The organism is Lysinibacillus sp. A1 (assembly GCF_000801965.1).
In the GTDB taxonomy this organism is placed as follows: Bacteria; Bacillota; Bacilli; order Bacillales_A; family Planococcaceae; genus Lysinibacillus; species Lysinibacillus fusiformis.
This window is the reverse complement of record NZ_JSZM01000002.1, coordinates 24528-37865: the sequence shown is the minus strand read 5'-3', so window position 1 is coordinate 37865 and position 13338 is coordinate 24528. Positions and strand designations below refer to the sequence as shown.

The 13338-nt window shown below is 36.9% G+C and carries 15 protein-coding genes and 1 pseudogene; 9 read left to right on the top strand and 7 right to left on the bottom strand.

Going from position 1 to position 13338, the window contains the following annotated elements:
- A pseudogene (locus PI85_RS24780) lies at positions 1-503 on the top strand (collagen-like protein); the annotation flags it as partial.
- Between the two features lie 147 nt (positions 504-650).
- On the opposite strand, the gene hemY reads toward PI85_RS24780, so the two are convergent.
- The 3 genes from hemY to hemE all read right to left on the bottom strand — a co-directional run bounded on the left by hemY (position 651) and on the right by hemE (position 4204).
- Positions 651-2072 (bottom strand): protoporphyrinogen oxidase, encoded by a 1422-nt coding sequence (gene hemY, locus PI85_RS01680; RefSeq protein WP_036120307.1) that lies wholly within the window; start codon positions 2070-2072, stop codon positions 651-653.
- 14 nt (positions 2073-2086) lie between these two features.
- The gene (gene hemH, locus PI85_RS01675; RefSeq protein WP_036120309.1) at positions 2087-3007 is read right to left on the bottom strand and encodes a ferrochelatase; all 921 of its coding nucleotides are present in this window, start codon (positions 3005-3007) and stop codon (positions 2087-2089) included.
- A 147-nt stretch (positions 3008-3154) separates the two neighbouring features.
- The gene (gene hemE / locus PI85_RS01670; RefSeq protein WP_036120312.1) at positions 3155-4204 is read right to left on the bottom strand and encodes a uroporphyrinogen decarboxylase; all 1050 of its coding nucleotides are present in this window, start codon (positions 4202-4204) and stop codon (positions 3155-3157) included.
- A gap of 414 nt (positions 4205-4618) precedes the next feature.
- Between hemE and PI85_RS01665 the strand changes: the two genes are divergently transcribed.
- Positions 4619-5134: an antibiotic biosynthesis monooxygenase gene (locus PI85_RS01665; RefSeq protein WP_036120315.1), complete on the top strand. Its 516-nt coding sequence runs from the start codon at positions 4619-4621 to the stop codon at positions 5132-5134.
- 57 nt (positions 5135-5191) lie between these two features.
- Here PI85_RS01665 and PI85_RS01660 read toward each other — a convergent pair whose 3' ends face one another.
- The gene (locus PI85_RS01660) at positions 5192-6373 is read right to left on the bottom strand and encodes an ABC transporter permease (RefSeq protein ID WP_036120318.1); all 1182 of its coding nucleotides are present in this window, start codon (positions 6371-6373) and stop codon (positions 5192-5194) included.
- Positions 6357-7106 (bottom strand): ABC transporter ATP-binding protein, encoded by a 750-nt coding sequence (locus tag PI85_RS01655; protein WP_036120321.1) that lies wholly within the window; start codon positions 7104-7106, stop codon positions 6357-6359. Before PI85_RS01655 ends, PI85_RS01660 begins: the two co-directional genes overlap by 17 nt.
- A 104-nt stretch (positions 7107-7210) precedes the next feature.
- Between PI85_RS01655 and PI85_RS01650 the strand changes: the two genes are divergently transcribed.
- The 6 genes from PI85_RS01650 (at position 7211) to PI85_RS01625 (ending at position 10535) form a co-directional block, all read left to right on the top strand.
- Entirely contained in the window at positions 7211-7624 is a 414-nt protein-coding gene (locus PI85_RS01650) for an HIT family protein (protein ID WP_036120324.1), read from the top strand.
- Between the two features lie 149 nt (positions 7625-7773).
- Positions 7774-8310 carry a tryptophan transporter gene (locus PI85_RS01645; protein WP_036120328.1) on the top strand — a complete coding sequence of 179 codons (537 nt, stop codon included), beginning with the start codon at positions 7774-7776 and terminating at the stop codon, positions 8308-8310.
- Positions 8311-8443: 133 nt separating this feature from the next.
- On the top strand, positions 8444-8839 hold the full coding sequence (locus PI85_RS01640) for a YtxH domain-containing protein (RefSeq protein WP_036120331.1): 396 nt from the start codon (positions 8444-8446) through the stop codon (positions 8837-8839).
- Positions 8840-8996: 157 nt separating this feature from the next.
- On the top strand, positions 8997-9557 hold the full coding sequence (locus PI85_RS01635) for an HTH-type transcriptional regulator Hpr (protein WP_008173331.1): 561 nt from the start codon (positions 8997-8999) through the stop codon (positions 9555-9557).
- Positions 9558-9733: 176 nt separating this feature from the next.
- Positions 9734-10279, top strand: a complete 546-nt coding sequence (locus PI85_RS01630; RefSeq protein ID WP_036120334.1) for a DUF3267 domain-containing protein — start codon at positions 9734-9736, stop codon at positions 10277-10279.
- Between the two features lie 70 nt (positions 10280-10349).
- Positions 10350-10535, top strand: coding sequence for a hypothetical protein (locus PI85_RS01625; protein ID WP_008173337.1), 186 nt, complete (start codon positions 10350-10352; stop codon positions 10533-10535).
- Positions 10536-10713: 178 nt separating this feature from the next.
- Here the strand turns inward: PI85_RS01625 and PI85_RS23740 are convergent, their stop codons facing one another.
- Positions 10714-10818: a YjcZ family sporulation protein gene (locus PI85_RS23740; RefSeq protein WP_004230765.1), complete on the bottom strand. Its 105-nt coding sequence runs from the start codon at positions 10816-10818 to the stop codon at positions 10714-10716.
- Between the two features lie 143 nt (positions 10819-10961).
- Between PI85_RS23740 and PI85_RS01620 the strand changes: the two genes are divergently transcribed.
- Complete coding sequence (locus PI85_RS01620) at positions 10962-11942, top strand: peptidylprolyl isomerase (RefSeq protein ID WP_036120336.1); 981 nt, start codon at positions 10962-10964, stop codon at positions 11940-11942.
- An 87-nt stretch (positions 11943-12029) separates the two neighbouring features.
- Here PI85_RS01620 and PI85_RS01615 read toward each other — a convergent pair whose 3' ends face one another.
- On the bottom strand, positions 12030-13334 hold the full coding sequence (locus tag PI85_RS01615) for a methyl-accepting chemotaxis protein (RefSeq protein WP_036120339.1): 1305 nt from the start codon (positions 13332-13334) through the stop codon (positions 12030-12032).
- Between the last annotated feature and the right edge of the window lie 4 nt (positions 13335-13338).

The window sequence follows — 13338 nt, the reverse complement described above, 5'->3', positions numbered from 1 at the left end:
GTGTGACTGGGGCTACTGGACCTGCGTTTACTGAAGGATTCTCTGCCTTTAAAAACACGTTGGTTGTTAGTGGATCTACCTCAATCACTAACTGGAGTGTCGCGTCACCATACTTTACAACACCTGCATTCAATCCAACAACTGGTATATTCACTGTACCAACTACAGGTAGATATTCCTTTGAAGCAACTATTAACTACTCCACTACTGCGGCCATTAGTGTTACTTTAGGAGGGGGAATTAACCCATCATTTGCAATTAGACAAAATGCTACAACAAATTTAATTAGTGGCTTGTTCCCTGTACTAAACGTCAATGTGGCACTTGTATTAACTTTACGAGCAGTTCTTGGAAATGGCACAATCACTTTGGCAGGAGAAGTGAATTTAAATGCTGGAGATACGATTGATTTGTTCTATGAAGCCAATGGATTGACTATCTCTCTTACACTAGGTGGAGCTAACTCTGGTGGTATCGTTTGGTCATGTCATCGAATTTCTTAGAACTAGGTTATCTAGAAAATTTGGATGTATAGATGTAGAAATAGCAAACTATGAAATAGTTAGTTTGCTATTTCTTTTTTGTCTTCTTTTGAACTTACGTCAATAAAAAAATAGTACAAACATAATGTTTGTACTATCGTGCTTCTACTAACAAAAAATTTCCGCCAACACTTCATCGGCAACATGTTTACCTTGTTGCACACATTCTGGGATGGATATTCCTTCGAATGAGCTGCCTGCCAATTTTACAGTTGGAAAATGTTCTCGTAATTCCTGCTTTATGCGTTGGACCTTCGCCTCATGTCCAACGGTGTATTGTGGCATCGCATTTTTCCAGCGTGTAACTACAGTCGTTATCGGTTCTCCATTTATACCGATAGTTTTATTTAAATCCTGTAGCACTGTTTTTTCAATCTCAGTATCTGATAATGCTACAATCGCCTCGTCACCCACTCGACCAATATAACTACGTAATAACACATTATCATCAGGTGAGGTACCCGGCCATTTTCGATTCATCCACGTACATGAAGTGATTGAAAAATCACTATTTCGAGAGACATAAAATGAGAGCGCGTCTAACTCACCAAGCTGCTCCTTTTTAAATGCCATTGTAACGGTTGCGATAGTTGCAGCTTTCATTGTCCCTAGTTCATTTAATAAATTATACTTACTGAACATCTTATCCGCCATATTAAAGGGTGTAGCAATAATGACCGCATCCGCTTTAATATGTGAGAAATTGTTTAGCATTACATGTACAGACCCATCTTTTCCATGCTCAATTTCTTCGACCTTGACACCTTTCATCACTGTCCCCGGAAGTAGAGATTCCTCAATACTTTCGATTAATGTTTCAAGCCCATTACTAAAGGTTTGAAATATCCCTTTATTTTCATCAATAAAATCATTACTCAAGAAATTTGTTCCAGCCTTTTTCATCCCTACTAATAAGCTACGATATTTTTGCTCTAGATGATAAAGCTGTGGGAAAGTTGAGCTCATACTTAATTGCTCAATATCCCCTGCAAATGTCCCTGCTAGTAAAGGTTCCACTAGATTTTCAACAACCTCTGCGCCAAACCTTCTTCTAAAAAATGCCCCCAATGGTTGATCATCGTCTTGTGCTGAGCGGGGGATAAAAAAATCACCTGCCGCACGAACTTTACCGCTTAGTGAAAACAAGCCTGATGTAATAAATGATGAGATATGTGGCGTTTCTCCTGATAAAAGATGGCTTGGGATTGGGTATAACTGGCTTCCGACAGCAACATAGTTGGGTCCTGCGTTACTCGTCATGATTTTTTGTTCGATACCGAGATCCTTTGCTAAAGCATTTACATAATTTTCACGGTCAAAAAAAGATTCTGGCCCACGCTCAATAATAAAACCATCTTTTCTTAGTGTTTGAATTTTTCCGCCAAGACGTAATGACGACTCGACAAGTACGATATCTAATGGCAATTCTTTTGTGCTTGCTTGTTTTTGCATATAGAACGCAGCTGTAAGGCCCGTAATACCACCGCCTACAACAACTACCTTTCGTCTTTTCTGAGTCACCAACATCATCACTTTCTTTTCGCTTAGCTTAATTTTTTATAAATCGCATCGACCATCGCATCAATAAATAAAGGATGTGTATTTGGCATCGACGGACGATAATATTTTGCGCCTAGTTCATCACAAACAACTTTACATTCAAAATCATTATCATATAACACTTCTAAATGCTCTGTTACAAAACCTACTGGCGTATAAACAAATGAACGGAACCCTTTTTCTTCATAAAGCTCACGTGTTAAGTCTTGAACATCTGGACCAATCCAAGGTTCGGGTGTCTGTCCTGCTGATTGCCAGCCGACCTCAACGTTTTTCAAACCAGTTGCCTCTTGAATAAGTCGGGCTGTTTCAATTAATTGATCCTCATAAGGGTCACCTAAATCTTTAATTTTTTCAGGAAGTGAATGAGCTGAAACGATTAAACATGCTGTTTCACGTTCTTCTTCAGACATTGACTTAAATGTATCATTAACTTGTTGTTTCCAATACTCAATAAATTTAGGTTCATCATACCAAGATTCTACGGATGTAATCGTTAAGCGATCTCCTGCTGCTTCCACAGCACGGCCATTATAAGATTTAATAGAGAATGTTGAGAAATGAGGAGCTAAAACAATTGATACAGCTTCTTTGATGCCCTCTGCGACCATTTGCTCTATTGCGTCTTCAATAAATGGATGAATATGCTTTAAACCAATAAACAATTTATATTCTACAGCATCCTGAATTTCATTTAAACGTGCACATAACGCTTCAGCTTGTGCCTGTGTTGCTGCTGCTAAAGGAGATAAGCCTCCGATTGCTTCATAGCGACTACGTAAATCTTCTAAATGCTCTTCCGAAGGTTTGCGACCATGACGAATATGTGTATAGTAAGGTTCAATATCCTCTTCTTTATAAGGTGTTCCGTATGCCATTACCAATAAGCCTTTAACTTCTTTCATTACCCTTTTCACCTCTAAAATTGTTTTATGTTTTTATACATTATGTGATAAAAAGAAGCTGTCCAATCTATGATGTTGGACAGCTCCCTTTCTATGATAAAAATTTCTTACATAGAAAAGGACATATTTCACATTTAAATCCGCTTTTTAAGAACGAGCTTGAATTTGTTGTGCACTATATTCATGAATAAGTGTCGTTAAACGCTTTAAGACCTCTGGATCAACCTCTGGGAAAACACCATGACCTAGGTTAAAGATATGACCCGGCATTTCTAAACCTTGATCGATAATATCTTTAGCTCGTTTTTCAATGACTGACCAATCAGCCAATAAAAGTGATGGATCTAGGTTACCTTGGACTGGTTTTGTAATACCATTCGCGCGTGCTTCTTTTATCGGTAAGCGCCAGTCTAAGCCGACAACATCAATCGGTAAATCATTCCATTCCTTCGCTAAATGACTTGCCCCGACACCAAATTGAATCAATGGTACATTTTCTTTTTGTAATTCCGCAAAAATTCGCGTCATAATTGGTTTTATAAATACACGGTAATCTTCCACATTTAAAGCGCCCACCCAAGAATCAAATACTTGGATCGCTTTTGCACCAGCTTTAATTTGGGCAGTGACATCTGCAATAATCATGTCAGCCAGTTTATCCATTAATGCAAACCAAGCTTGCGGTTCTGACACCATAAATGACTTTGTTTTGTTATAGTTTTTAGAAGGACCACCTTCAATCATATAGCTGGCAAGTGTAAATGGTGCTCCAGCAAAACCAATCAACGGGACATTTAATTGCTCTTCTGTCAAGATTTTAATAGTCTCTAATACAAATGGTGTATGCTCTTTAGCGTTGAATTCACCTAAATTATCAACATCTGCAACTGAACGAATTGGATTAGAAATAACAGGACCAATACCTGCTTTAATTTTTACATCTACGCCAATTCCAGGAAGAGGTGTAACAATATCTTTGTATAGTATAGCTGCATCAACATTGTAATTTTCTACAGGTAGACGAGTGACATATGCACATAGCTCAGGTTGATGTGTAATTTCCTCTAATGAATATTTTTCTTTGATGGCACGATATTCTGCCTGAGAACGTCCTGCTTGACGCATATACCATACTGGCGTGTGTGTGGTTTTTTCTCCACGAGCAGCACGCAGAAGTGTATCGTTAAAAGTTGTCATGAATAATTCCTTCCCCTCGATAAATTCATTACTATCCATACGCCCTGGCGTAATTGTGTCCAGATTCCTTGCTCTTTACTCTTCTCTTCAAAATCTGCAATATCGACCAGAGGCTTTATCTTGAATCAGTGGGTTCACCACTCTCTATAGTGGAAAGAGGTTTTCTGTATCTTATACTTCGATTTATGTACAAAAAACATTTGCTGAGTCAAGAAAAAAATGTATTATTTATTCCTTTATTATTGATATCCGTTTCCAATAGTAAACGCTTCCTCTGTTATTGTATAGTTTTCCTAGTGAAATGTCATAAAATTGTTCATTCTAGATAGATTCTTTTTGGACAAAGCGTTAGACTTATGCTGAAAAGGGTATAATCACGCTATAATTAGTAAGATTCATGAGGAGGATAAATTGATGAATATTTATTTAACTTCTGGTACTGGTGATTTTTTAGAACAACTGAAAAATAAGTATCCAAATGAGCATATGATCTTAATTCACGGAGAGGGAAATTCCGTGTTAATTCATGAAACAGAAGGGAAATCTGTTTTTGCCACACCTCGCAAATTTGAAGTGTTAGATTCGGTAAATGAGCTAGAAGAACATGGATTCTTTGTTCTTAATAATATTCCCGTAACAGATGAAGGACGCCCTGTTTTCGAGCATCGCTTTTTACAACGTTCACATGCCATTGAGGATGAGCCGGGCTTTGAGTCCTACAGATTACTTCGTCCCATCAAGGATGACACTTATATTGTTATGACTCAGTGGCATGGACCACATTCATTCGAAGCATGGAAAAGCTCTAAAGCCTTTGAAAACGCACATGCAAAAAGAGATGATTCTAGTGGTGTAAATCAGCAGAACATCTTCTCGGCAGCGTCCTACGTTACAACTTATAGTGCTATGCCAAAAGAGGATACAGAATAGATCTACAACAAATAAAAGCTCATCTTCTCAGCACAGGCTGGGAAAATGAGCTTTTCATTATTTAGATACCTTCGCAGTCAATTCACTAATTACTAAAACAATGACAACTACAATATAAAACATCGGCTGTGTAATCGCACATAATCCTACGATGATCGCTTGTGTAATCATAGCTAGACGTACAATTTGCTTCACAGCTAGTTGACGAGCATTATCCGGCAACGGAAACAGCATGTCCATGCGGAATTCCCCACTTGAAAGTAATGCCTGTTTTAATTGGATAGTCGTTGCAAAGCTTAGTGCCGCGGCAACAATCCATGTAACAATTGGAATGTCTACAAATGCTGCAATCACTGCTGAAATGGCCGTAAGACGAAGCCATAAATAAAAATGATCATCTGTACGGACAAAGGTGCGAAATACTAAATACTTTTGAGCGTTATTTTTACCATATGGAACGAATTTATAGAGCCAGTCCATCCAGCCTCGACGTCGGATGCTTCCATGTAAATGGGGTACATCTGTAAAATAATTTGCGAAACGGTAAAAGCTCATCATTCGATTTTGCTCAAGCTTTACAAAATGTTCGTAAGGTACTGGTTCTCCTGCAGATTTTTTTCTAAAGACAATAATATAAATAACACTTATGACTGTAGCAACAATTGATAGGAGCAACTGAGCTTGCAGCCCCATAAAAACAGCGGCAGCAAATATTATTGCTCGGATCAGCCTGTCCACCCAAACCATTTGACCGCGTTCACTATATCGATAGCTGAATTCTCCTCGTACACTTATATATTTCAGCACAATCACAAGTAGGAATATCGACCAAATGTCACCCGTTGTTAAATCCGTCACTGCTTTTAATAGCGGAATACTAACAATGTAGACGATTGCTACAATCCAAACCTGAGACCAAAATGTCCAAGCTAACGCCTTGCTAAAATACAGCGACATTTTTGATTCAAGGGGCAATAGGTACACTTGATCTGGCTCTCTCAATAGCGTAGTAGGACGACTAAAGGCCAATAAGACGCCTATAAAAACAGCAATAAGTGTTTCAGCTGGGAAATCTGACTGTACAACTTTCAACCATTCACTATATTGGTAGCCTCCTGCTCCAATTAGAAATACAAGTACAATGGCAATATGCCCTGTAAAAATAAATTGCATATATTTTTGTACTTCTCCGATATAATGCATAAAGCGAGAGGACCATACATCACGCAAGTTCTTCATGGTCCCGCTCCTTTGTCATTGCAATATATAGATCGTCCAATGTTGCATTGGGCATCGCAAATGTTTGTCGCAAATCTGCCATCGTTCCTTGCGCTCGAACTCTTCCTTCGTGCAATAATATAATTCGATCACAATGCTTTTCGGCAGTCGATAGAATATGCGTAGACATTAATATGGAAGCACCTTCTTTTTTCTTCTCATCCATTTGATCTAATAATGATTGAATTCCGAGTGGATCTAACCCCACAAAAGGCTCATCTATAATATACAGACTAGGATTCACTAGAAAGGCACACATAATCATAACCTTTTGACGCATTCCCTTTGAAAAATGTGATGGGAACCAGTTTAATCTTTTCTCCATCCGGAATTCCTTTAAAAGTACTTCAGAACGAGCATCTAGAGTTGCCTTATCAATACCGTAAGCCATCGCTGTTAATTCTAAATGTTCCCTCAATGTTAGCTCATCGTAAAGCACAGGGGTTTCAGGGATATAAGAAAAGGCTGTACGATACTTGTCCGTATCTTCCTTTAACGTTTCCCCATTAAGATAAATATCCCCTTCTTTTGGCAACATTGTTCCTATTATATGTTTAATCGTTGTACTTTTACCGGCCCCATTCAAGCCAATTAAGCCAACAAGCTCTCCTTTTTCAATAGTAAAAGATAAATCTTTAATAACAGGTTTTCTTGTATATCCACCTGTCACATGCTGTACCTCTAATACTGACATAACCTCACTCCTCTTCTTGTTTTATATTTTATCAAAAATTAGCAAATGATACAGGTTTGAGTATGATAGAATGAATTTACATATACGATAAGGGGGAAATTCTCATGAGCGATTGCCTATTTTGCAAAATTATCGATGGATCCATTCCAAGTACAAAAGTTTATGAAGACGATCATGTCTATGCATTTACAGACATTTCACCAGTTGCAAAAGGTCATACTTTACTAATTCCAAAGCATCACTGCCAAGATCTATACGAAATGCCAGAGGATGTTGCACGCAACTTATATGCTGCGGCACCGAAAATTGCGAATGCCATTAAGGCAGCGTTTGAGCCAATCGGATTGAATACGATTAATAATAATGGGGCAGCGGCTGGACAAACTGTGTTCCACTATCATCTACATTTTATTCCGCGTTATGACGAAAAAGAAGGCTTAGGTTTAGTTTGGCAAACACAAAAATATTCACCAGAACAATTGGCTGAAGTAGCAGAAAGTATTAAAGCCAACCTATAACGTTTTTTGTCATATATTAACATTTTAATAACCCACATACTGTATTGCAAATATAAAATTTTTAGCGTACAATCACAAATAAGTTTCGCTAACGGTCAAGAGGACACGTTGGGAAACTAATAGATTAGCTCAGTCGAGGAGAGATAAAAATGAATACAAAGAATTTAGTATTAATGGCCCTTTTAGTTGGGATCGGTGCGGCACTATATGTCGTTACACCAGGAATGATTAACGGCATGAAACCCGATTTCATGTTAACAATGATGTTTATTGGCATTTTATTGTTTCCTACAGTGAAAGAAACGTTTTTACTTTCGCTAGCAACAGGTGTACTTTCAGGTTTGTTCACAACATTTCCTGCCGGTCTAGTTCCAAACATTATCGATAAAGCTGTAACAGGCTTTGTGTTTTTAGCTGCTGTAATTGTTCTAAAAAAGATAGCAAATAGTTTCGCTGTCTCTGCAGTTTTAGTTGGTTTAGGTACTATACTATCAGGTACGGTCTTTTTAGCAGTGGCACTTTTTGTTTTCAATGCAAATGTAGGTGCAACGTTTGCGATGCTCTTTATTGGGGTTGTCCTTCCAGCGGTAGCATTTAATGTCGTTGCTTTTGCTATTATTTATCCTATTGTTGCAAAATTAGTAAAGCGCTCTAAATTTGTGACTGCCATTTCTCAGATTTCATAAATACTAACTTTAAAATAATCGAAAGAAACTGAACGGTGATGCTCTGTCACTTGCTCAGTTTCTTTTTCTTTTTGTATTCATGCAATTCATGGTTTAATAGTAGTTAATCATGACAAGAAATGAGGTATATAATATGAAAGCAAAACCATTCTTAATTGGACTAGCAACAGGTATTATTGGTGGAACAGTTGCTGTGCTGTTCTCAACCCCACAATCAGGCCAGCAGTTACGCTCAACGTTAAAACAAAATGCAGACCAAACAAAAGGTATGCTCCTTGATGTTAAACAACAAGTAGGGACTGTGAAACATTCTGTCAATACATTAACAAACGAAGTTAAAAATAATATCCCACAAATAATAAATGATTTAAAACAAACAATTACGACTTTTACAGAAGAAATAGAGCCAAATAAAAATAATTTGCAACAAGAATTAGATGCTTTACAGAATTCGATAAGCGAAATCGAGAAAAACATTGCACAATTCACAGAAAACAAGAAAAAACCGCAGGAAAAAATTAGCGACTAAAGTCCTCTTTAGATGCTAATTAATCTATTTTTTCATCAAAAACTATTGCTATAATATTATTTTTTAACCACTTTTCAATTTTTTAATTTTTCTAACTTTAAACTTTTTTCCTTTACTGCTATAATATTTTTAAAAATGTGAAAGAAAGCAGTAGGTGATGGTTTTGTCAGAGGAATTATACACACAAAAAGAAGCAATGCTTTATAGTCAAAGAATCGCGCAATTATCGAAAGCACTATGGAAAGCGGTTGAAAAAGATTGGCAACAATGGATTAAACCATATGATTTAAATATTAATGAACACCATATTTTGTGGATTTCCTATCATTTAAAGGGAGCCTCTATTTCTGATGTAGCAAAGTTCGGAGTCATGCATGTATCAACAGCATTTAACTTCTCCAAAAAATTAGAAGAGCGAGGCTTCCTTAAATTTTCGAAGCGAGATGATGATAAGCGTAATACGTATGTTGAGCTAACTGAAGCTGGTACAGAGCTTATTGTAGAGATGAATAAAAACTACCATAATACTTATCATTCTGTATTAGAAGGATCATTGGCCTTAAAAGACTTATACGGCCGTTTCCCAGACTTTTTAGACGTAATGGCTGTCATACGAAATATTTATGGTGAGGATTTCATCGATATTTTTGAACGCTCCTTCCAGCATTTCCGTGATTCCTTTGACACGCTTGAAGAACGTCCAACTGTAAAAGGATAAAATAAGGCTATCGTACAGATATTTTCCTGTGAATTCTAGCTGTTCATTTAGAAATAAATCATGTGAAAGGAGGTATTTCAGAAATATTTCTGAAGTACCTCCTTTCTCTTGCATTCTAAGACAATTCAATTTACATTAAATAGGACACTTCCTATTTTCGGAGTTGATAATAAACCATGCATTGTTGGAAAATTTTAAATCTTGAACATCATTACGGCACTACGCGTATTATTATAATGGGTGTTATTACTTTCTTATCCGTTTTTTCAGTATCGTATGTGACGTTTAATTTATTCAATGAAGAGCATTATACAGATCGTTTATTCTGGCTCTTTGTAATAGCTGTATTAACACTTTATCCGGTTCACAAGTTTTTACACTTTCTCGCTCTTTACGATTTACGTCAGCATCTTAAATTGCGAGTCCGTACGCAATTTTATCTAATTCCAGTATTACACATGCGTATTCGTGAGCCTTTATCCAAAAACCGTTATATACTAGCACTTCTTACGCCTTTTATCGTTCTTAATACTAGTATTATAATAGGTACTTGGCTACTACCAGCATACACACATTACGGTACTTTGCTGTTAGCGTATCATTGTAGTCTATGTTTGATTGATATACTTTACGTGAAATATTTATTGAATTCACCAAAAAACTCACAAATTGAAGAAACACCAAAGGGCTATGAAATTTTAGTTCCACCAACTGTTCACTAAATTGCTTGTACTTGTTTTTTAATGGCGTTCTTTGTTATGCTATTACTATTGAAAGAGGGGAGGAATAGACTTGCTATTAATGATTGTAGTTCTATTCTCGGTATTCTATTTATTTCAAATTAACCGTATGACATATGCTCTATGTATGCGACGTGAAATTCCCGAAGAAAACCAGCCAAAAATATTCCGAACTATAAATATACTTATTACCATTTTACTTGTCTCATTTTATATTGAAATTTTATACGCAGTATAACAATTGAAAAGTAAATTACATTCACATCCGCATACGACAAGATAAGTTGAGTCCCCATAAAACAACTTGCTCAATCCATTACTAATGGCTTGGATCTCTAGCATGCGGCGTGAATGTCTAACACTGTTAAGAAAAGCTAAGAGTTAATGGAGCTCTTAGCTTTTCACTGTTTTATTAATTAGTATAGGAACGCTGCACCAACGATAATTAATAAAATAAATAACACAACTAATAAAGCAAAGCCTGAGCCGTAGCCACCGCCACCGTATCCTCCGTTGCCCATAACTTCACCCCCTTTCTTTTCTATATCCTATGCGCTTCAAAAATTGAAATATAGGCAATACTCAAGGGGGAACCATTTTGTTTTTAAAACGTTTATGTTATAGTAAAAAATGGACGAAACCATGTTAGGAGAGAATATCCACTATGAAAAAGACAGTTTTATCTTTAACTTTAGCTGCTTCTGTTTTAGCGCTTGGTGCGTGTAGCGGCGGAGATAGCAAAGCAATCGTTACTTCTAAAGTTGGCGATATTTCAGTTGCTGACTTTAATGAAAAAGCCAAATCTTTAACAGGCTCATATGTATTACAACAAATGGTGACTGAAAAAGTATTGTCTGACAAATATGAAGTAACAGATAAAGAACTTAAAGAAGCTTATGATACTACAGCTTCACAATTTGGTGATGGTTTTGCACAAGCACTTGCTGAAAGTGGCTTAACAGAACAAGGCTTTAAAGATTCTTTACGCGTTCAACTTCTTCAAGAAAAAGCTTTAAAAGATCAAGCTATTAAAGAAGAAGATGTAAAAAAATACTACGAGCAAATGAAAACAGAATTAAATGGTCGTCATATTTTAGTAGCAGATGAAAAAACAGCAAAAGAAGCCATTGAGAAAATTAAAGGTGGCGCTAAATTTGCTGATGTAGCAAAAGAGTACTCTACAGATACAGCTTCTGCACAAAATGGTGGAGAGCTTGGTTGGTTCTCTGTTGGTTCAATGGTTGATGAGTTTAACGATGCTGCTTATGCACTTGAATTAAACACTTTAAGTGAGCCAGTAAAGTCTAGCTTCGGTTATCACGTAATCGAAATTACGGACAAGCGTGACGTGAAAGATGTTGGTGCATTTAAAGATGAAGAGGAAAAAATTCGTACATCGATGTTAAGCAAACTGAACCAAACTGGTGAAGCGCAAACTATTCTAAAAGACATCGTTGCGAAAATGGCAAAAGATGCAAAAGTTAAAACTTCTGATAAGGATTTAAAAGATTCCCTAGAATTCTTTACTACAACAAGTGAAGAACAAGCTAAGGCAGCTGAAGAAGCAGCTAAAAAAGCAGAAGAAAATGCTTCTAAGGAAGAATCTAGCGACAAAGCAGAAGATACAGATAAAGAATCTAAATAATGAGGATGATTGACCTTTTCCATTAAAGGAGCAATATCCTCAAATAAAGGGAGCATCTTATCATACAGATGCTCCCTTTCTCTTTTGCTATTTTACTTTAAATTGGCTTATTTCGGCTTGTAAGTCATTCGACATCGTCTGAAGTACATTCGCAGCACTTGCGATTTCCTCGTTAGAAGCCGTTTGCTGCTCAATAGAGAGCGCGATATGCTGTATACCTGAAGAGGTGCTATTTGCAATACCTACAATTTCTTTCGTTGCATAATCGGTCTGGCTCGCCTTCTCATTTACACGCAATACTATATCCGTAACTTCCTTTGTACGACGGCTAATTTGTTGGAGATATTCTACAATATTTTTAAAGGCACCGCCTGTTTGTTCAACAGCCTCTCGCCCTTCCTCTACAAATTGTGTACCACTATTAATAGCATAAACTGCGCTTGATGTTTGGCTTAAGATATCATCTACTAATGTTCTAATATCGTCAGCAGCCTTCCCAGATTCCTCAGCTAGTTTTCTTACTTCATCGGCGACAACCGCAAATCCTTTTCCTGCTTCTCCTGCTCGTGCTGCCTCAATGGAAGCATTCAATGCAAGTAAATTTGTTTGATCCGTAATGCTTGTAATGAGTGCTACAATTGTACTAATTTCCTTCGATTTTTCCCCTAATGCATTGACAACCTCTGTTGATTGGTGAACAGATTCATTAATAGTATTCATTTTTCCAATCGTTTGTTCAATTAACTGTAATCCTAAATCAGCCTTTTGGTTCGTTTCATTCGCTATATCCGCAACTGCCTGTACTGCGGATGAAGCATAATCCATATCCTTGGAAATTAAGTTAGCAGAATCAGATAATAAGTCCATTTGCTCCAATTGACCTTCCGCACTAGCGGCAATTTCTCGAATTGCAACAGAGATGGTTTCAACTGTGTTACTACTTTGCTCTGTAATCGTAGTAAATTCATTTGTATAAGCAGAGACATCCGTAGATGCTTTATTCGCCTTTTCAATAACTGAGCCGATTTGCTCTAACATATGATTAAATTCAGTCGATAATTGACCAATTTCATCTTTCAATTTATCATCTATACGTACTGTTAAATCGCCATCCGCAGCTTGCGTCATTGCTTTTAACACACGCTTTACACGCTTTAAGACGATATATCTTGTACATAAAGAAATAATTACTGTCCCGATAAATAGCGAAATAAATGTATTAATGGCAACACCTGCGCTACCATTTAACTCCACTACCTTTTCGATTTGTTGGCTAACGAACTCTGAAATATGTGAGCTAATAAATAAACTGATACCAATCGCTAGTATCATTTTGAAAATCAAACTTTTCCAAAACTTTATTTTACGTGAAACAAGTCCCTCTTTATCCATTGTT